The 19,003-nt window shown below is 41.3% G+C and carries 22 protein-coding genes; 15 read left to right on the top strand and 7 right to left on the bottom strand.

Annotation, left to right across the window (positions count from 1 at the left end):
* Window positions 1-70 precede the first annotated feature (70 nt).
* From ACFEL9_RS21480 to ACFEL9_RS21470, 3 genes are all read left to right on the top strand, one after another.
* A complete protein-coding gene (locus ACFEL9_RS21480) occupies window positions 71-277 on the top strand; it encodes a hypothetical protein (RefSeq protein ID WP_385894457.1) in 207 nt (68 codons plus the stop codon).
* Window positions 278-626: 349 nt separating this feature from the next.
* Window positions 627-815, top strand: coding sequence for a hypothetical protein (locus tag ACFEL9_RS21475; RefSeq protein WP_276502296.1), 189 nt, complete (start codon window positions 627-629; stop codon window positions 813-815).
* 120 nt (window positions 816-935) lie between these two features.
* Window positions 936-1,457 carry a dihydrofolate reductase family protein gene (locus ACFEL9_RS21470; protein ID WP_385894455.1) on the top strand — a complete coding sequence of 174 codons (522 nt, stop codon included), beginning with the start codon at window positions 936-938 and terminating at the stop codon, window positions 1,455-1,457.
* A gap of 14 nt (window positions 1,458-1,471) precedes the next feature.
* Here the strand turns inward: ACFEL9_RS21470 and ACFEL9_RS21465 are convergent, their stop codons facing one another.
* Window positions 1,472-2,278 (bottom strand): LytR/AlgR family response regulator transcription factor, encoded by an 807-nt coding sequence (locus ACFEL9_RS21465; protein WP_385894454.1) that lies wholly within the window; start codon window positions 2,276-2,278, stop codon window positions 1,472-1,474.
* Between the two features lie 182 nt (window positions 2,279-2,460).
* Here ACFEL9_RS21465 and ACFEL9_RS21460 point away from each other — a divergent pair, with 182 nt between their 5' ends.
* Window positions 2,461-2,946, top strand: coding sequence for a YbhB/YbcL family Raf kinase inhibitor-like protein (locus ACFEL9_RS21460; RefSeq protein WP_385894452.1), 486 nt, complete (start codon window positions 2,461-2,463; stop codon window positions 2,944-2,946).
* A gap of 44 nt (window positions 2,947-2,990) precedes the next feature.
* On the opposite strand, the gene ACFEL9_RS21455 is transcribed toward ACFEL9_RS21460, so the two are convergent.
* Complete coding sequence (locus ACFEL9_RS21455; RefSeq protein ID WP_385894450.1) at window positions 2,991-3,383, bottom strand: AraC family ligand binding domain-containing protein; 393 nt, start codon at window positions 3,381-3,383, stop codon at window positions 2,991-2,993.
* Between the two features lie 324 nt (window positions 3,384-3,707).
* Between ACFEL9_RS21455 and ACFEL9_RS21450 the strand changes: the two genes are divergently transcribed.
* Window positions 3,708-4,181: an LEA/WHy family protein gene (locus ACFEL9_RS21450; protein ID WP_385894448.1), complete on the top strand. Its 474-nt coding sequence runs from the start codon at window positions 3,708-3,710 to the stop codon at window positions 4,179-4,181.
* A gap of 94 nt (window positions 4,182-4,275) precedes the next feature.
* The gene (locus tag ACFEL9_RS21445; RefSeq protein ID WP_385894447.1) at window positions 4,276-4,521 is read left to right on the top strand and encodes a hypothetical protein; all 246 of its coding nucleotides are present in this window, start codon (window positions 4,276-4,278) and stop codon (window positions 4,519-4,521) included.
* Window positions 4,522-4,528: 7 nt separating this feature from the next.
* Here ACFEL9_RS21445 and ACFEL9_RS21440 read toward each other — a convergent pair whose 3' ends face one another.
* Entirely contained in the window at window positions 4,529-6,469 is a 1,941-nt protein-coding gene (locus tag ACFEL9_RS21440) for a T9SS type B sorting domain-containing protein (RefSeq protein WP_385894445.1), read from the bottom strand.
* 214 nt (window positions 6,470-6,683) lie between these two features.
* Between ACFEL9_RS21440 and ACFEL9_RS21435 the strand changes: the two genes are divergently transcribed.
* From ACFEL9_RS21435 to ACFEL9_RS21425, 3 genes are all read left to right on the top strand, one after another.
* The gene (locus ACFEL9_RS21435; RefSeq protein WP_385894443.1) at window positions 6,684-8,240 is read left to right on the top strand and encodes a M20/M25/M40 family metallo-hydrolase; all 1,557 of its coding nucleotides are present in this window, start codon (window positions 6,684-6,686) and stop codon (window positions 8,238-8,240) included.
* Window positions 8,241-8,321: 81 nt separating this feature from the next.
* On the top strand, window positions 8,322-8,840 hold the full coding sequence (locus tag ACFEL9_RS21430; protein ID WP_385894441.1) for a DUF6265 family protein: 519 nt from the start codon (window positions 8,322-8,324) through the stop codon (window positions 8,838-8,840).
* 44 nt (window positions 8,841-8,884) lie between these two features.
* Window positions 8,885-10,000, top strand: a complete 1,116-nt coding sequence (locus tag ACFEL9_RS21425; RefSeq protein ID WP_385894440.1) for a family 20 glycosylhydrolase — start codon at window positions 8,885-8,887, stop codon at window positions 9,998-10,000.
* A 21-nt stretch (window positions 10,001-10,021) separates the two neighbouring features.
* Here ACFEL9_RS21425 and ACFEL9_RS21420 read toward each other — a convergent pair whose 3' ends face one another.
* Window positions 10,022-10,588 carry an SRPBCC family protein gene (locus ACFEL9_RS21420; protein WP_385894438.1) on the bottom strand — a complete coding sequence of 189 codons (567 nt, stop codon included), beginning with the start codon at window positions 10,586-10,588 and terminating at the stop codon, window positions 10,022-10,024.
* A 150-nt stretch (window positions 10,589-10,738) separates the two neighbouring features.
* Between ACFEL9_RS21420 and ACFEL9_RS21415 the strand changes: the two genes are divergently transcribed.
* From ACFEL9_RS21415 to ACFEL9_RS21400, 4 genes are all read left to right on the top strand, one after another.
* Complete coding sequence (locus tag ACFEL9_RS21415; protein ID WP_385894436.1) at window positions 10,739-11,827, top strand: DUF2911 domain-containing protein; 1,089 nt, start codon at window positions 10,739-10,741, stop codon at window positions 11,825-11,827.
* Between the two features lie 446 nt (window positions 11,828-12,273).
* Window positions 12,274-12,672 (top strand): RNA recognition motif domain-containing protein, encoded by a 399-nt coding sequence (locus ACFEL9_RS21410; RefSeq protein WP_385894434.1) that lies wholly within the window; start codon window positions 12,274-12,276, stop codon window positions 12,670-12,672.
* A 310-nt stretch (window positions 12,673-12,982) separates the two neighbouring features.
* Window positions 12,983-13,459: a YMGG-like glycine zipper-containing protein gene (locus tag ACFEL9_RS21405; protein ID WP_385894432.1), complete on the top strand. Its 477-nt coding sequence runs from the start codon at window positions 12,983-12,985 to the stop codon at window positions 13,457-13,459.
* A 467-nt stretch (window positions 13,460-13,926) separates the two neighbouring features.
* The gene (locus ACFEL9_RS21400) at window positions 13,927-14,661 is read left to right on the top strand and encodes a DUF4397 domain-containing protein (RefSeq protein ID WP_385894431.1); all 735 of its coding nucleotides are present in this window, start codon (window positions 13,927-13,929) and stop codon (window positions 14,659-14,661) included.
* Between the two features lie 68 nt (window positions 14,662-14,729).
* Here the strand turns inward: ACFEL9_RS21400 and ACFEL9_RS21395 are convergent, their stop codons facing one another.
* A complete protein-coding gene (locus ACFEL9_RS21395) occupies window positions 14,730-15,485 on the bottom strand; it encodes an SGNH/GDSL hydrolase family protein (protein ID WP_385894429.1) in 756 nt (251 codons plus the stop codon).
* 119 nt (window positions 15,486-15,604) lie between these two features.
* Between ACFEL9_RS21395 and ACFEL9_RS21390 the strand changes: the two genes are divergently transcribed.
* A complete protein-coding gene (locus ACFEL9_RS21390; RefSeq protein WP_385894427.1) occupies window positions 15,605-16,780 on the top strand; it encodes an acetyltransferase domain-containing protein in 1,176 nt (391 codons plus the stop codon).
* A 98-nt stretch (window positions 16,781-16,878) separates the two neighbouring features.
* Window positions 16,879-17,346, top strand: coding sequence for a hypothetical protein (locus ACFEL9_RS21385; RefSeq protein WP_385894426.1), 468 nt, complete (start codon window positions 16,879-16,881; stop codon window positions 17,344-17,346).
* A gap of 20 nt (window positions 17,347-17,366) precedes the next feature.
* Here ACFEL9_RS21385 and ACFEL9_RS21380 read toward each other — a convergent pair whose 3' ends face one another.
* Both ACFEL9_RS21380 and ACFEL9_RS21375 read right to left on the bottom strand, forming a co-directional pair.
* Window positions 17,367-17,762, bottom strand: coding sequence for a hypothetical protein (locus tag ACFEL9_RS21380; protein WP_385894424.1), 396 nt, complete (start codon window positions 17,760-17,762; stop codon window positions 17,367-17,369).
* A 213-nt stretch (window positions 17,763-17,975) separates the two neighbouring features.
* On the bottom strand, window positions 17,976-18,998 hold the full coding sequence (locus tag ACFEL9_RS21375) for a cytochrome d ubiquinol oxidase subunit II (protein WP_385894422.1): 1,023 nt from the start codon (window positions 18,996-18,998) through the stop codon (window positions 17,976-17,978).
* Window positions 18,999-19,003: the final 5 nt, after the last annotated feature.

The raw sequence follows: 19,003 nt of genomic DNA, 5'->3' as shown, positions 1-19,003 counted from the left end.
CTGTTAATATCTTTCCATTTTTTGACGGGAAGCTGGCACAATTTTTACGATTTTTTTTGAAACCAACCTTATGATGCATACATACACTTCCTCCATAGCTTCCAGGAAATTACTCCTCCGGTTTATCATGGAAAATATTGATTATCGCAAGAGGTCTTTGTACCTGCAGGAAATCATTTCCATGAGCCGGGTGAATGATGTTTGGCGCCGCGCATTAGCGACATTTTTTGATACCCCCGCTGCAAGCTTTTCGGTAAAAGCGTTTTGTAAGAATTAACCGAATCTTTTTTGCAATCGATTTTCTAAAACTGTGTCTTTTAACTGGCTGTTCTACCCTACCGCTTTCATTTCATTTTGCAAGTTCTGTCGTCTCAAATTAAATCAGACAAAAACACGGCACTATCCTATCTTTGATTAGCACTCAGAAACTTATGAGCATGGAGCCGGAAAGGAAAAAATCATTTATTGTAAGAAATCTTGAATGGATTGTCCTTTTGATTCTCATATTGGCTGGGTTGATAGCTATCTGGCAATTCTTCTACCCCGATCTTTTTAGAAAATAAATCACCCCAATCGCGACCCGGAAAACAGGTCTCATTATTGTTTGTATAGCTCAAAATACTTTTATGGATACCAAACAAAAACTGGAAGAACTCAACCGGGAATCTCTAAAGCATTTAGAAGAATATCTTAAATCCAAGGGTGAATTGAAACAGGACGAGCATCTCAAAATAGTTAAGGCCAGCGAAGAGTGGCAAACCGCCTGGAACAAACTGAAGGAAGCCCTGATGGTGCTGGAACGCCTGGAGTTATAACCACCGTAAAACAACTTAAGGAGTTTTTTATCCCTGCAACCGGTCGGTGCAAGCAATCAACAGCCTGCGTATGTTGAGTAGTGAGCAAACAATGATTAGATTACAAATAATATTTATGGCATGCGCAAAGTAATTCTGCAGTTAGCTGTAAGTCTTGATGGCTATATCGAAGGGCCTAAGGGGGAATTTGATTGGTGTTTTACAGACAATGACTACGGAATGTCAGCATTCTTTCAACGAATAGACGCCATTTTTATCGGCCGCAAAAGCTATGAGCTGGCAGTTTCCATGGGTGGCTCTGCCCCGCCAGGTTTTCCCGCCCTAAAAGAATATGTTTTCTCCAATACATTAAAAAAAGTAGAAGGAGATCGGGTTATTGTTAGTGGTAATTTTCTTGAGGAAGTGAATAAGATAAAGAACCTTCCGGGCAAAGACATTTGGTTGTTTGGAGGAGCTGAGCTTGTAACATTTTTTATAAACAATAACATGGTAGATGAAATGTCGCTTGCTGTTCATCCCATTGTTTTGGGAGCCGGAAAACCCTTATTTCAAAATATTACGGAACGAAAAAAGCTAAATTTAACCGGAATCGAAACATATCCCAGCGGCCTTGTAATGATCTCTTACAAACTTTCTACTTAAACTGATTTTGCGTGTTAAGCATTGTACATCCATTCCCTGAATTGGGGGGCCATTTCCTGGCTTACTACCAGGAAATGATGATTTAACCTGGGCACGGTCAACTCAATTACCAACTTCACTTTTTCGTGTGTTTTATACCCATGAATGAAATTGATATTGACAATATATTGCCTGTTGACTCTAAAAAAACTACTCCTGTCCAACTCAAGCTCTATATCACATAGGTTTTTATCCACGATGTACTCCCTGCCTCTTTTATCAATGGCATATACGGTCCTGTGCTCTGTATGAAAAAGAACAATATCGCTCATGGGCAATGAAATATTTTCTTTACCCTTTTTCACCAACATGCGATGACGTACATGTGTTGCCGGCTTGTCGCTCCCCTGATTGCTTGCCAAGCTATTATTTGCCTGTTCCTGCGTATATAGCATCCGGTACTTAGCAATGGCTTTGTAAAGCCGGTCCGGGTCGAGTGGTTTTAATAAATAGGCCAGGCAATTATACTCAAAAGCTTTAAGCATATGTTCCGGCTCGTCAGTCACAAAAATGACTGGCGTACAAGCATTTGTCTGGTCAAAAATCTTGAATGAAAATTCATTATCCACCTTGACTGCACAGAAAACGATATCGACAGCAGGCCTGGTATGGAGGTAGGTTATCGCCGCATCAATATTGTGGAAGGAAGCGACTATGTTTACGTCAACAGCCACACTCCCGATGGCGTCAGCTAATTGCGCCGAGGCCTGTTCATTTTGCTCAATAATAATAGCTTTTACCATGGTGAAAGACTCTTTGGCTTGAAAACTTACTCCGTCCATTATTTCCAGGGTAATGCTACAATGAAGCCACTAATAACTCTCAATTAAAGTTCCAACATTTTTAACACAACTCCCTTGTTTTTTGCTATCGGTTGTTCAAAAGATTAAAGGCAGGAATAAAAAAACAACGCAAAACTGACTGGCATATTTTATGAGTTGCTCTTTGTTAAAAGATTTTAATTATGACAAGTGAAAACAAACTCAAAGTATACAGCACCGTCTTTAGTCACAACGGTCACATTCCCCCGGAATACACCTGTGACGGGAAGAACATCAATCCGCCGATTGAGGTAGACAATATCCCGGAAGGGACCAAAACCCTGGCGCTGATTATGGAAGATCCGGATGCACCGCGGCAAACATTCGATCACTGGGTGGTATGGAATATTTCTCCGACCGAAGCTATTACCGAGGAAAGCGTTCCGGGGATAAGCGGCACCAATAGTTTTGGACACACCGGCTATGGCGGACCTTGCCCTCCTTCCGGGGCGCATCGCTATTTTTTCAGAGTATATGCACTGGATAAAAAGCTCGACCTTATGGCCGGCGCAACCAAAGAGGAATTGCAGGAAAGCATGCATGACCACATACTGGCACAGGGAGAACTCATGGGATACTATCAAAAAAAGAAAGTTCCCCATCCAGAAAGCGAAAGCCAGAAAGACTAAAACTACAAGCCGGGCGTCTTATGAAAAATTTTGAGATACCCGGCTTATTTAACATAGGTGCTCAATAATACGATACAGTCTGAGACAGCTTTGAAGGAATGAATGACATGAGGATGAAGGGTTACCAACTGATTTTCTTTCAGCTGTACATCTCCCTCACTGGCAGTAAACACTGCCTTTCCGCGAAGCATTTGAATTGACATATAGCCCTCTACTTCATTTTCCTTGATAAAGGCCCCGGCTTTTAAGGCTGAAATGACGATGCGTATATTACCTGACTTAAAAACCGTTATCCCATTCCGGTCGTTTTTATCCCAGGCTTTTTCGTCTTTGAGTTGATTAATTGTAGCAGCAATGTCCGTAAAAATATACGAAGCATCAATTGCTCTGGCACCTTCCGGACGATTAAGTGTGGCTTCAGTTCTTTTGATTTCCATAATCAATTTTTAAAATGTGTTAATAGGTCCAATTAAACATGCATAAAAATCATTCCGAAAACGGGATTTACAAATTCACCTGTCTTCCTGCCATATAAATCAATACAGGAGGGCAGTCTAATAAACCACTGTTAAAACTTATTGTAACTAAAAGTGAATGGTTTTCTACATCAAAAGTGGCGCTAATTCCTTCCCTTGAACGATCCGGGAAAAATTAACGGGCTGTTAAAAACTATTCATTTGCTCTTTTTAACGTAAACTGGCCTAATCCTTTTATCAAAGCAGAAGTCATAAAAACAATTTATTTCAACTAAATAAAAGATTATGAAAGCTATAATTTCTACGCTTGTACTGGCTGTCGTATTATTATCGTCTTGTGGCACTGCTAATGTAAAGGAACCCGAGTACCGGGATATCCGGGACATCAAAATGTTGGAGCTGGGGATATTACAATCTATGGCGGGCATCGACTTCATTTACTATAATCCTAATGATTTTGGCGTGCAGCTTTCCGAAGCAAGAGGCGACGTGTATGTTGACAATACTTACCTTGGCCGGTTTGAGTTGGGCGAGAAAGTACAAGTTAAAAAAAGGTCAGAGTTTATTGTACCAGCCGTTATCAAACTGGACATGATCGGCGCCATTAAAAACCAACGTGATCTTTTAAAGAAAAAAGAAGCGTTGATAAGAATTGATGGAATAGCAAGGATTAAAAAAGCAGGTTTTACCAGGGACATTGCCATCAAACACGAAAGCATGCAGAATATTGAGCGTTTGCGAACCCTGGTCTCCAGGTAAATTTTTAAACCCCCGGAAAAACCGGGGTTTCTTATTTGAAACAAGAAAATAAGTCGTTTTTATCCTATAGGATTTAGTAAATTCAAAGAAAAAAATGGCCAGGTCACATCACCGCAAAAAACACAAAGAACATTTGCGGCAATACAAACACAAGGAGGAAACAATAGTAAAAACAGCAACCAGCAAAGCGGCCGGCGTTTTTGCGATTGTTGGCGCAATTATCGGTTTGGCTGTAAGCTATTTCGGCAGTGAAGGTTCTATTCTTTGGATTATTATTGGACTTGTAGCAGGAGCCGCAGCAGGTTATTTCGTTGGGCGCAACATTGACAACAGTAAATGATACGTCGTTATCTCAACAGAGTCACCGTTCCTTTTAATATTCCTCCTCCGGCTTTCAGATCTATCATATACACGTAGACTCCTACCGGCAATAACTCGCCTTTAAATTTCCCATTCCAGGCCCTATTCATTTTCTTACTTTGAAAAACAATTTGCCCCTGGCGGTTGAATACCGATAATTCAAATTCCGGATATGCGGCCAAAGCCGGAATATTCCAGGTGTCATTCAAACCATCTCCGTTCGGAGAAAATGCCGTTGGCACAAATACATCATCATAAACAAATATCTGTACTGAATCTGTAGCCGTCCCGCAGCCATCATCCGAGACAACAGTTAGTACATACACAGTATCACGGGTTGGATTGATGACAGGTTGTAATGACCGGGGATTATCGATATTGGTTACGGGTGTCCAGGAGTAACTGATATTTTGCCCCGACGCTGTAGCCGAAAGCTGTGCTGAAGTACCTTTTATAATCCAGCGATCAGGTCCGGCATTTGCCTCAGGCTTCGTGACAACATTTACGATAACCGAAGCAGTGTCTTTACAGGAAAAATTATTGGAAACAATTACACTGTACTGCACCGTTGTATCCGGTGATGCGACGGGGTCAGCAATAACATCGGATGATAGTGCCGTGCCCGGTATCCACAGATAAGCGGCTCCACCACCAGCAACCAGCTGAACATCATCACCTTCACAAATAAAAGCTTCCGGAGAAATCGTTACTGCAGGTGCAGGATCGACTACAATATCTACAGAATCAATTTGCGCACAGCCTGCATCATTTGTTACCTGCACATAATATTTCCCTGCTTGATCTGGCTGCACATTGTTAATCGAAACCGTTTCGCCGCTTGCAGCAAAATTATTTGCCCCATTCCACTGATAGCTATTGCCGCCTGAGGCTGTCAAATTCAAAATGGTATTTTGACACACAGGACTATTGGTGATAGTGCTTATGACAGGTTTTTCTGCTACCCGTATACTTAATGGCTTTGATACGACCCGGCATTGAACAGAACCCAAATTACCTGCTTCCGCTGCAGCCATCCGAAAACTATAGTTGCCTGTTTGAAGTGCAGGAATAAAGTCTTGTGTCAAACTGGTGGTTATAGCTCCGGGTATATCCGTCCAATTTATACCATCGTTACTTTTTTGCCATTGAAATGTTGGATTGTTAAATCCCTGCGAGACAGTAGACGAAAAAATAAAGGATCTTGTATCACCCTGGCAAATAGTCACTTTATCCGTATTGCTTCCTGTAATCGAAGAAATAAGCTGAGGCCCGCAGGGTCTGAACGTAATATCATCCAATGCAAGATCGTTACCACAGCCGCCTTGTGAGTTATTGAATATTCGCAGCACAACGTCAGATACGTTCATTGGTGTGGTAAAGAAAAAACCAAATTGTTGCCACACCGGTGTGGCTGCCGCTGAAATATTATTGGTATTATAAGTTTGTAATACCGTACCGTTAGTTTGCTCAATTGAAAACGTAAGGTTGGGCTGAATGCCAGCGTTATTACAAGAAGTTGGTTTCAATACGTTGACGATCCAGGCGGCAAATTCATAAGTGGTGCCCCCGCATAATCCCCGAACAGTATCTAAATAAAAAGCGCTGGGTTGAATAGATGCATTGACCAACATAAAATATCCGTTTCCATTACCGGTGTGATCGCTACTCAACGAATGCCAGGTATTTCCAAAACAATTGGACGTACTATTATTTCTTACGGTATAAAATCCATCGTTGGGACAATCGCCCGAAATGTATTGATAAGAAGTAGTAGCGGCTGCCAAAGCCGGCCCGGGATTGGAACCCGATCCAAACGTAACATTTACGATCGGATCACCCAAACTGCCCTGGCAAAGCTGTGCCCCGGTTTTGTAAACAGTTAGTAAAATGATTAGAGATAAAAAACAAGTCCTCCTGAATGTAGCCACAAATTGCCCTTTAAAAATTTGCCTAATATAACCAGTTTATCCCAAAGTTTTTATAGCGCTCTTTAAACAGATCAATGTAAGGGCCGCAATCTTTCTATTATTCCATCCTGACATTTATCGCTGGTCTTATGCATCATCATTCCTGCTAAGTTTATTTACTGATCATTATCTAAATTCGGCAAAATAAAAATTGCAAGATTCAAAAAAACAGCACATGAAGAAATTCGCCTTTTTACTTCTTATCATCCTGTCATTTAGTACAGGCATTGTTAAAGCGCAAAATAAAGACTCAGTTACTATTGAGGCCATTGTAAAGGAAGCAACGGAAAATTCTCAATTGGAAAAATTAGGACATGAGTTGATGGATGGCATAGGACCGAGATTAGTGGGTACACCGCAAATGAAGCAGGCCCATGAATGGGCCATTGCCAAATACAATGACTGGGGAATAACAGCCCACAACGAAAAATGGGGCGAATGGCGCGGCTGGGAAAGAGGCGTATCCCATATAGATATGATCTATCCACGGGTGAAGACATTGGAAGGTATGCAATTAGCGTGGAGCCCCGGCACCAAAGGAAAAACAATCACCGCCGAAACAATTATCCTGGCCGATGCAGCGGACTCTGTTGCCTTTCAGGAGTGGCTGCCTTCAGTAAAAGGAAAATTTGTGCTGATCTCTATGAATCAGCCGACAGGCAGGCCCGATTATAACTGGGAAGAGTTTGGTACCAAAGAATCAGTAGAAAAAATGAAAAAGGAACGTAGTGTTATGACAGATGCCTGGCGCAAACGAATTTCCAAAACAGGACTGACCAACAAAACACTTGCTTTGGCACTCGAAAAGGCCGGAGCAGCCGGTCTTGTCGCATCTAACTGGTCGTCGGGATTTGGCGTCAACAAAATTTTTGGAGCCAACACAACTAAAATTCCAACAGTTGATATTTCTCTCGAGGATTATGGTCTTTTGTACCGGCTTACCGAATCAGGGAGTAAACCAAAAATCAGCGTAAGGACCGACTCAAAAGAATTGGGCGTCGTTCCCACCTTCAATACGATTGCAGAGATAAAAGGCGCTGAAAAACCCGATGAGTACGTGATGCTCTCTGCACACTTTGATTCATGGGATGGAGCCTCCGGCGCTACTGACAATGGAACCGGCACATTAACGATGATGGAAGCAATGCGCATCCTTAAAAAAATATATCCCAATCCAAAACGCACCATCCTGGTAGGTCATTGGGGGAGCGAGGAACAGGGGCTGAATGGCTCAAGGGCATTTGTAGAGGATCACCCGGAGATCGTAAAAAATATCCAGGTTTTGTTTAACCAGGATAATGGAACGGGCAGGGTTGTAAATATTTCCGGGCAGGGATTTCTGCATTCGTATGACTACCTTGGACGCTGGTTGGCAAAAGTGCCGGACACGATTCGTCAACAAATCGAGACCCGTTTTCCCGGATCACCCGGTGGAGGCGGCTCTGATTATGCATCTTTTGTAGCAGCAGGTGTTCCGGCATTTTCACTAAGCTCCAATAGTTGGCTGTATGGTTCTTATACCTGGCATACCAACCGGGATACGTATGATAAAATCGTTTTTGATGATGTACGCAACAATGCAATACTTACAGCGATTTTGGCTTATATGGCCAGTGAAGACCCATCGAAGACTTCCCGGGAAAAAGCCGTTTTGCCATTTAATCAACGAACAAAAGAACCAGGAAAATGGCCGGAACAAAAATCGCCAACCCGCAAAGGTGGGCTGGATTAAATAAAACAACAGACAGAAAACTATAGGTTTTATTTCTGCAAATAAAAATTGCTGCCTGTTTACAAACGATAAAGCAAACGGATGAATACCTATCAATTTTTGTTCTCCCGGAAGCGGCTGATGTTGTGTGCAATTATTTTGGCTGCAGGCTGCAATAATGCCGGAGAAAGTTCGCTAATCGAAAAGGATGTTTCAGCTTCGTCGTCATCCGTCCTATTTGATCAGCTGGTCGGAACCTGGGAAAACGAAAATGGAAAATCTTTTGAACAATGGACAAAAAATCCGGATGGAACCTTTAACTCGAAAGTATTTTCTGTGAAAGGAACGGACACCTGTTATAATGAAGAAGGGATCGTTTATAAAGAGAACGAAAATTGGGTATTTGAAAACAGGGTAAAAAATCAGAATGATGGAAAGGCCGTAAAATTTACTTCAACTCAACTCTCCAATTTAAGCGTCCAATTTAGCAACCCTGCACACGATTTTCCAACTGACGTTAATTACACGGTGGTAGATTCCGTAACAATAAGGGCATTTATTATCGGGCCTGCAGTCAACGGCAAAGACACTTTTTATTTTAATTACCACAAGGTAAAATAGAGAGTCGCTGTGATTGTTCATGATAACAGTAAATACATTTAAAAATGACCTCACGAAAAGCCTTCTTTAGTATCCTTCTTACACTGCTATTCACGGCTAATAGTCAACTAAGGGCGCAGTATCAACTGGATTCTATACTTCCTGTACGGGGATTCGCCATTGCGGCGCCGCCCTCTTCCTTTGTGGATTCATTCGTTCAGTTTATTGAAAAAGAAGTGGCGCCGAGACAGGTAAATACATTGCTCTTACGGGTTGATTTTAACTACCAATACAGCAGCCATCCTGAACTTCGGGACAGTATTGCACTATCAAAAAATGAAGTGAAGAAAATCGTAAATGTTTGCCGGGCCAATAAAATCAGGGTCATTCCACAGATCAACCTTTTAGGCCATCAATCATGGGCAACAAAAACGAATAACTTATTGAAAGTATACCCCGGGTTTGATGAAACTCCGGAGGTGAAAATGCCGGAGGTTTACAAATGGCCTAACGCTGATAGCTTGTATTGTAAAAGTTATTGTCCACTGCATCCAAACGTCCATCCAATCGTGTTTGCCTTAGTGGATGAACTATGTGATGTATATGAGACAGATGCATTTCATGCCGGAATGGACGAAGTATTTTATATCGGCAGCGATAAATGCCCGAGATGTAAAGGAAAATCTAAAGCTAAATTATTTGCTGACGAAGTGAATCTCATTCATGATCACCTTTCGAAATCAAAACGTGAATTATGGATCTGGGGGGACAGGTTGATCGATGGCACCACTACCGGCATTGGGATGTGGGAAGCCAGTCAAAACAATACTCATGCCGCTATTGATATGATCGACAAAGATGTGGTGATCTGTGACTGGCATTATGAAAGACCTGATAAGACAGCTGTGTATTTTGCCATGAAGGGATTTAGAGTGGTTACCTGTCCCTGGCGAGATCCATCAATTGCCATCACTCAGTTGCAGGACATGATCGCATTTCGCAAAGGCTCAACTGTAAACATGCAGCCCAGATTCATGGGGATGATGCAAACCGTTTGGTCGGGGGCGCAACCTTTTATCCGTGATTTTTATGCCAACAAACCAGATCAGCAGCGGGGCACTAATACGCCGCATGAAACCTTTAAACAGCTTTTTGCTGAAATAAATAAGCTTACAAGGTAATTAACCCGGCACGATATAAAATTATGCCTGTTGCTCCAATAGGTTTTTCAGATCAGCCAATACTTTGTTCCAGTTTTGCAGCGAGTGCTCTTTTGTTTTTTCATCAGCAATATTATCCTGCGTTATCACTAGTTCTGTGGCGTTCCCCTTTGCTGACAATTGATAGCTCACGTTGGCATAATTCTCAGGTTTATCTTCTTTGCCCGACATGGAGCTCCAATACGAATAGCGAAGCAATTTATCATGTTCGAAATCGAGGATGGTACCTTTGTCCTCGTAGGTTTTGCCCTCCCACTCTCCCTTGAAAATTATCGGTCGGCCTACTTTCCAATCTGTAATGGTGTTGGTCCCAAAAAAATATTGCTTGATAATAGACGGAGTGGTTAATGCTTCCCAAACTTTTGACACGGGTGCATTGATCACAATGCTGGTACTGGCTGTTATATTATTTTTCATCCGTATGCTTTTTATTGTTTTTGCCGGATGGAACTTACCTAAAATTTTTATTCCTCTGTGTGATAAAAATGAAAATTTTAGTATGGACGTTTCATCGTTGGCTTTTCCTTCCGTCCAAAAAAATAATGCCATGTTTTGCCGGAACAATCATTACTGTACTTCAAATAACAATAATAGCCTTTGGGCATGCTGTTTCACCGTTTGAGTAGAATGCTGTCGCACAGGCTTTTTTTCTTCGTAATTTATTGAAGCAATTATTTTTTTAATCCTAAAAAATAGGCGATGCCAAAATTATTAACTGCGAAATCTGTGCTGGTATTATTGACCGCACTGGGTTCTACATCTTTAAACAGCCAGGGAATTACAACCCCGCGAACTCCAAGCCCTGCTGCAATCGTCACACAGACAATCGGAATTTCCACTGTCACGATTAACTATTCAAGGCCATCGGTAAAAGGACGACAGGTTTGGGGCAATCTTGTTCCTTATGGGTGGAATGTGCAACCTTTTGGTGCGGCAAATGAAGCTCCTTGGCGGGCCGGTGCGAACGAAAACACCACCATCAAATTTTCTCATGATGCAAAAGTGGAGGGCCAGGATGTTCCAGCCGGTTTGTACGGTTTGTTTTTTGTAATTAACCAGGATAATACCGGTGAAGTCATATTATCAAAAGACAACCGCTCCTGGGGAAGCTTTTGGTATGATCCAAAACATGATCAACTCAGGGCTAAAATTCAACTACGAGACATTGCGCCCACTGAAATGCTTACTTATGATTTCTCCAACCTTACAAAAAATTCCGCTGAACTTAATCTTACCTGGGAGAAAAAACAATTCCCTGTGAAAATCGAATTTGATGTAGACAAAATAGTGATGAGCAATGCTGCGGAAGAATTAAAAGGACCTATTGGTTTCAATTGGCAAGGATATTCCAGTGCTGCTAACTATGCCCTTCAAAATAAAATCAATTACGACCAGGCGATAAAATGGATAGACCAGGCGATCACGCAAAATAGCAACTTCACCACACTGAGTGTTAAATCCAATCTATTAAAAGAAACGGGAAAGACAGAAGAAGCAGCTAAGATGATGACGGACGCCATAGCTATTGCAACTGAAAATGAATTGAATTTATATGGCTACCAGTTGCTCAACCAGGGTGCGCATGATAAAGCAATTGAAATATTTAAATTAAATACACAAAGACACCCTAAGAGTGCAAATGTTTGGGACAGTCTTGGTGAAGCCTATGTGATAAAAGGCGATAAGAAAAATGCAATTATCAACTTCAAAAAATCGCTAAGCATGAATCCCCCGGCCAATGTGAAGGCCAACTCTGAAAAATATTTAAAGCAGCTTGGTGCATTATAATCCTGAGTGTTGCGTAAGTGAAAGTATGTAGTAGAATAGCTACAAAATGACAGAATAAAATTGTACGCAAGAATAGACCATTCTACTATTTTTTTCGGCCGCCGTGTGTTGTTTCTTTGTGTTGTTGAAAGACATCCTGTTTTAAAATCTAAAAAATCCTTGAAAATCTGAATTCCGGTATCCTGTCTTTACTTATGAAAAACCACCCGATGTTTGCCTGTCAGCAAGATATCGGGGAAAAAGTAAACATGTATCATTAATCTGATACTTAAAATAGCTGGGGTTAACCGATTCGCCCCTTGCTTATCAGGGGGATAGTTTTTACTATCCCCTTTTTTAACTACTTGACATTCTTTCATGAAGGGTTTACTCTTATATTTTCATCGTTTAAAACTTAACGCGACAATAACCATTTTAGTTCATTACATTTGTGCAAAACCAACTGTATGAATCTTTTTGTTGCCGGCCTTCCCTATGACCTCGACGATGACGAGTTAATGGAAATATTTGAAAAATTTGGCGCTGTTAATTCCGCCAAAGTTGCAATCGATAAAGAAACTGGTAAAAGCAGGGGCTTTGGATTTGTGGATATGCAGAACGACGCCGAAGCGAGGGATGCAATTGAAAATTTGAATGACATTTCTCTGGGTAAAAAACCCCTGGTAGTAAAACAAGCTGATGAAAGAAGTGGCGGTGGTGGATCTTCCTTTGGTGGCGGCGGTAACCGTGATCGCGGTGGAGGTTTCAATAGAGGTGGATTTAACAGCAGGCCCGGTGGTAACAGACCCGGCGGCAGCTCAAGGCCAGGTCCTAACAGGGATAGCAGAGACCGAAACCGTTATTAATCTTTTTTGTTAAAAACATTCCTGATTAGTCAGGAGCAAATTAAAAATAAGCGAAGAAGTCCCGGAGTTGATCCGGGACTTTTTTATTGATTATAAGTTTAAAGAAAATAGAAAAAAATTATTGGGCTAACGGTACTTGAATCCACGTTTTTTGAAAACCCTTTTGTTAAAAGAACTGCCTTGTAAATATTTTATTTCGAAGCAATTAAAAATTTCCCGTCGTAACTCTTAACAACCCGGTTTTTTGTGGCATCCTTTATGAATAACCTGTAGTGAATTAAAACTTCAAATCATTATTAAAACTACAGTTATGAAAAGAATTTTTTACACTTTAAGTATTGTTGGATTAATGGCTATCCTATTTACTGCATGTAATGGAAAATCGGGAACAGCCGCTGATATGACTAAGAATCTGAACTACGCTGACACCGTCGGTCTTGCTGAGTTCCAAAACTGGAAAGCTCAAAATGAAAGAATCAATGCAATGGATGCATATAATAAAACTAATTATGCCACCACTGCATCATCACGATCGACAGCACGAAGGAGCTACTCAGGTACTCGCAGTGGATCGATGATATCGTCAACCGAAAACCAGGCCAAGCAAAAGAAAGGTTGGAGTAAAGCAGCCAAAGGTACCGCAATCGGCGCCGGTTCAGGAGCTGTACTGGGCGCAGTAATTAACAAAAAGAACAGGGCACTGGGTGCTGTGATCGGTGGAGTAATTGGTGGCGGCGTTGGTTATGGCATTGGACGTTCGCAGGACAAAAAAGATGGTCGTTATTAAGACAAATAGAGTTTAGGTTAATTTTATAGTAAGGCTTATCCCATGATAAGCCTTACCTTTTATAAAGCCTATCCTATCTGAATTAAATATTATCAGAAGCCGCAAACCTGTTAATAATATTTTAACTTCTTATCGCTTTATGCGCTGATCATCCTGTTGGCATTATTTTTTCCAGTTTTACAACTGCTTTAACGAAAGAATCAAACCAGCGCCAACTACTTTCACGTATTTGTTATACATTTTTTATTTCCAGGCATACCGGGATCTGAATTTGCCAAAGTTTTTAACCCGGCAGATTTACAATCGCAGTGATATTTTTTGAATGCTAATATTTTATAAAAAATAAAGAAAAACACATGAAACGCTCATATAAAATAGTTGACCCCGAGGGGATGTCGATTGCGCGTTACATCCCGAAGCTAGTTCGGAACAAGTTCTGATTAAATTAAACAATAAAAAACAAACAGATGAAAAGCTCATTCTTATCCTTCAAACCTGGTGTTGCATCGGTTAGTGGAATTCTTTTGATCGTGATTACACTTACAGCTTGTACCAAGTTTAATGATTCTGATAACTCAGGTACACCTGTAGCCGGACTAATGGCTTTTAACCTGGCTCCTGATAAGTCAGGTATAGGGATTGCTCTTTCCAACAACAATCTTATTAATTCACCGCTTACTTATACAAACTATACAGGTACCTATCAACGGGTTTATACAGGAACAAGAACGGTTGAGTCATTTGATGCCACCAGTGATTCAACCCTGGCCACAGTTGATTATACATTTGAACCAAACAAGTTTTACTCATTATTCCTGGTGGGCACAAATGGTAGTTATAAAAATGTTTTAGTCAACGATAAATTTGATAGCTTATCAAATACATCTGGCAAAGCATATGTTCGCTATGTAAACGCTATCCCGGATTCAACCAGTCCAAAAGTTACTATTACAGCTGGCGGCGTCAGCCTGATTGATGGCAATGCTTCCTTCACCAACGTTTCAGATTTTATTCCGGCAACACCGGGCGAAATAAACATCGCTGTAAAAAACGAAACAACAATCAACAGCAATCGAACGATCCCGGTTGAGCAAGGAAAAGTATATACTGTACTGTTAGTGGGTATGCCGGGTGCAACTGATAGTACCAAGGGCGTGCAAATCAAATATATCACAAATGGCAGTTTAACTAACGGTCAATAATTGTTATTCATGTCCCTATTGAAGATAATGCGCCAGTTCAAATCCATCTATGAAACAAATTGATAAACTTACAAGAGTTGGCGCATTTGTAATCTTATATTTGTGCCGGAACTGATGGCATCCAGTTGCTTTTTAGTTTCGATGTAATAAATTTTTGCGCCTTCTTTGTTAAGATGAACGCCATCGACGGTAAGATAAAGTCCCCGTTTCTTACTAAGATGATCGGGACAACCCAGCCGGCACCAGATTTTGTCAAACCAGGCCGTGTTGAAGAAATCCTCTAATAAATAATTATGGGTCTTATACCTCCTCAGATAGCCATCAAACAACGCACCGGCATCAACCAGGCCAAGCTCTTTTTCCCGGGCTATCTCCCGAATGACCTTATTGCAGGCACAACGTTTCTTGTTGAGTTCGGCGTCAAGATCTTCATTGATGCAACCCATGGTGCTGAGAATTATAGCAGCGTTGGTTTTTCGCTCAATATCGCTGATGCATTGACGGTACTGTTTCTCAAAATCTGCTGCACCCCGCCGGGGATTGGCTCCCTTTTTCAACAGATACTTGCCGGCTTTTTTAAACCAATATCCTTTTTGTAATAATCCGGGAATTAATATATCGTTTACTCCAGCTTCAAAAAATATTACGTCATATTTAGCCTGGTCCAATTTTTTCATCAATCGCCGGTGGATCATAGCGAGCGTCTCACCATTTTTACCCGCATTTTCAACGATCCAATTTTTATGTTTGGAAGCAAAAATTTTAACCCAGTTTACACCAACAGAACCCTTTACTAAACTATCCCCAATAAACAATATGCGCATCATACTAATTTAGGAGTGCAAGCTATTTTTTTCCCGGGTGCCCGAAAAGAGGAAGTGAGTGAATTGCAGAAATACATCAACGGAATGTAGAAATATGTAAAAAATAATTATTTTCCCTTATGCCTACAACTACCACTGCTGCTTACCGGGTCAACTCTATAGACATTCTTCGCGGAATTGTTATGATCATCATGGCCCTCGATCATACCCGTGATTTTTTTCATGTTACAGCAATGACTGCAGACCCGTTGAACCCGGCAACAACAACGCCGGCATTATTCTTCACCCGGTGGATAACGCATTTTTGTGCTCCAACTTTTGTTTTATTATCCGGGGTTTCGGCTTATTTATCCTCCCGAAGCAAAACGAAAGCAGAAGCAAGCACCTTTCTTCTCAAGCGGGGACTGTGGCTGGTATTGGTAGAGATCACTCTTGTTACATTGGGCATTACATTCGATCCTTTTTATAGTTTTATCATTCTGCAGGTAATCTGGGCAATCGGTTGGAGCATGGTTATCCTTGGCCTGTTGGTAAGAGCTTCCTATTACGTCATATTTGTTACGGGAGTCATCTTATTTTTCGGTCATAATATTTTGGATTACCTGCAACTGCCTGCTTCTGGTATCACAGGCAACCTATGGTCTATTTTGCTAACAGCAAGGGGAACAGTAATTCCTTTAGATAGTAATCATTTTATCGGTGTATTCTATGCAATACTTCCATGGACAGGTATCATGTTGATGGGTTATTCAATGGGCGCCTGGTTTCACAAGGATTTTTCCGCTGAAAAAAGAAAGAAATTTTTATTGGCAAGCGGGCTTTCGCTTATACTGTTATTTATTGTTTTAAGAATGTTGAAAGGCTATGGCGACCCCGGGGCGTGGGATGGTGATTCTGTCTTTTCTTTTTTAAACACCAGTAAATATCCGCCCTCTCTTCAATATAGCAGCATGACATTAGGGCCAGCATTGCTTGCCTTAGCACTCACAGAAAATATTAAAGCCAGTTGGAGCAAAGTCGTCTCTGTATATGGAAAAGTTCCTTTCTTCTATTACATACTTCATTTTTATTTAATCCACACCTTGCTGGTAATCGTTTTCTTTGCTACCGGTCATACTACATCACAGATTGTCGATACCCAGAGTCTATTTTTATTCAGGCCACAGACATTCGGTTTTAATTTATGGATCGTGTATGGTATCTGGATCTTTGTTGTCGCAGTTTTATACCTGCCGTGCAAATGGTATAGCAATTATAAAGCGCAACACCGGCGTTGGTGGTTGAGCTATGTTTGATTGATAAAAGCTTTCACTAAAATTTTGGTTAAAGGAATTCTTGCTTTTTTTTCTGCATTTGGGATTAGTGTAATTTTTCTTCAGCTAAAACCACAGGTATGAAAAAAATCTACTTAACTCTTTTTCTACCACTCCTGCTCTTTACTGGCTGCAGCAAAGATTTTCTAAAACGATACGATAAACGCATCCAGGGCACTTGGCAATTAGCAGATGTAGATCGCATTGGTTGGGGAGGTAGTACCAGCGGTGTTCCTTTTAAAGAAGGAACGTTTACCTTCTCTGAAGATGGACAATTGGAATACGTAAATAGCACCGGTGATATTTACCAGGGAGCCTGGGATATTCGTCGTGACTGGGTAAGAAATCAATGCTATACCAACGAGGATGGTGATTATGATTGCGACGACCGGTATGTGCACAGTATGCATGTAACCGCAATAAATTTTACTACACAGGAAGTAAGATCCGAATACTTCGACGAAGTGATCTTCACGGGTACCAATCGCTTCAAAGCATATGTTTACACTGGCCCGAGGAGCTATGTATTCCGCTTTAGACGTCAATAATGCAAACCAGTAGATAAAGCTTAGACGGCTAAAGAAGACATGTTTGGAAAGCAGAACGCAATAGCGGTCATATTAGCCTTCGGCAAACTGATGCTTAAATGTCCCCCTATCCTTTCAGCCAAAGAATTCACCTGCTGTAGCTCACTGGCCATCGCATAGCCATTAACACTTCCAGACTCCTGCACCTCGAGTATTACCTCATGACCGTGCTTTTTGGCGGTCAGGCGAATGCTGGTATTTTTTACATGATTTACTACAGTTGATAGCATGCGGCTAACAACGGAGGCTACCCATTGAGGATTGTTGTCAATCGGCAGATCACTCGGCACGTCATTGACAAAAAAACTTTGATTACGTACTGCGGCGGGTAGGAACACGCCGGTAAGGCGGTCGATCAGCTGTTTTAGGTTTTCCATAGATATATTGAAGTACTTTTTCTACGTAAAATGATTCCAAAGTGACAAAAAAATCTTAATAAATTGTTAAAGTGCGTTAACAAACTTGCACATATGCAAATCAACTAAATAACAGCGGGGTGATAAATAGGACAAATTAGGATTGTGCCATAAAGATTTATGGCCTTTTGATGTAGTGTTAGTACTACAATCATTTGTTTGTCCAGAGTAAGTCTAGCTGACTTGCTTATCCACTTGGTTTCTCTTTTGAAAACTATAGATCAGGTAAAACAAAGCCGGCAGAATAAAAACGCTTCCCAGCAACAGGGCCCAGGCAAGCGATTGAATTGTTTTGTAATCGGCCTGGTGCTCCACTAAGGATAAATAGTCGTCATTTTTTAAAATGACAATGTTGGGATAATGGACATAAGTTGTGGCCAGCAGGATCATCGTCACCTGGAAACCTGCGAGTATGCGGATAAGCTTTGTTCGGCCTTTAGCCAGTAAATACCAAAGCAGCAAAAGTGACAAGGCGGCCGTGCTTATCGCCGTCAGCCCCACTGCATTTCCAAAAATCCATTTTGTTAAAGGAATATTGTCGAAGCGGGCAGCTACGAATACAAATGCCCCACAAACCAAGGCCGCGATGCTCATGTGACGGGCCTTTTTAATGAAATGCAGGCGATGAACTTCTTTGTCAGCTTCGCCAACGAGATAAATCGCTGCCAGGAAACCACAAATACTAACAGTAAAACACCCGACTGATATGGAGAAAAAATTTAACCAGCTAAAAATATATGCCGCTAAAAAACCAGTGGCCGACACATCGATATGCCCTGAAACGGCACTACCGGCGATAATCCCCAAGAATAGTGGCGTAATGAGACTGGACCAGGTAAAAATATGGTTATATATTTTCTGCATATCGTCCTTTACTGCATCATAATGTCGAAAAGTAAATGCCGTGCCCCGGGCGATGATTCCCAGCAACATCACTACCAGCGGGATATGAAGATGAATTGACATTGTCGTGTAAATGGACGGAAACCCTACAAATAAAATGACAATGGTAATGATAAGCCACATGTGATTGGCTTCCCAAATTGGACCGATAGCCCTGTACAGGGTACGCCTGGTTACTCTTTCATTTTTCTGAGATGTAAACAACTCTAATATTCCGGCGCCAAAATCAGCACCGCCCAATAACAAATAGAGTAAAATCGCCATCCACAAGTAAATGATCACAATGTTTAACATGACAA

Source organism: Terrimonas alba (genome assembly GCF_042434975.1).
GTDB lineage: Bacteria > Bacteroidota > Bacteroidia > Chitinophagales > Chitinophagaceae > Terrimonas_B > Terrimonas_B alba.
Note: the sequence above shows the minus strand (reverse complement) of the source record. Positions and strands in the feature narration are given on the sequence as shown.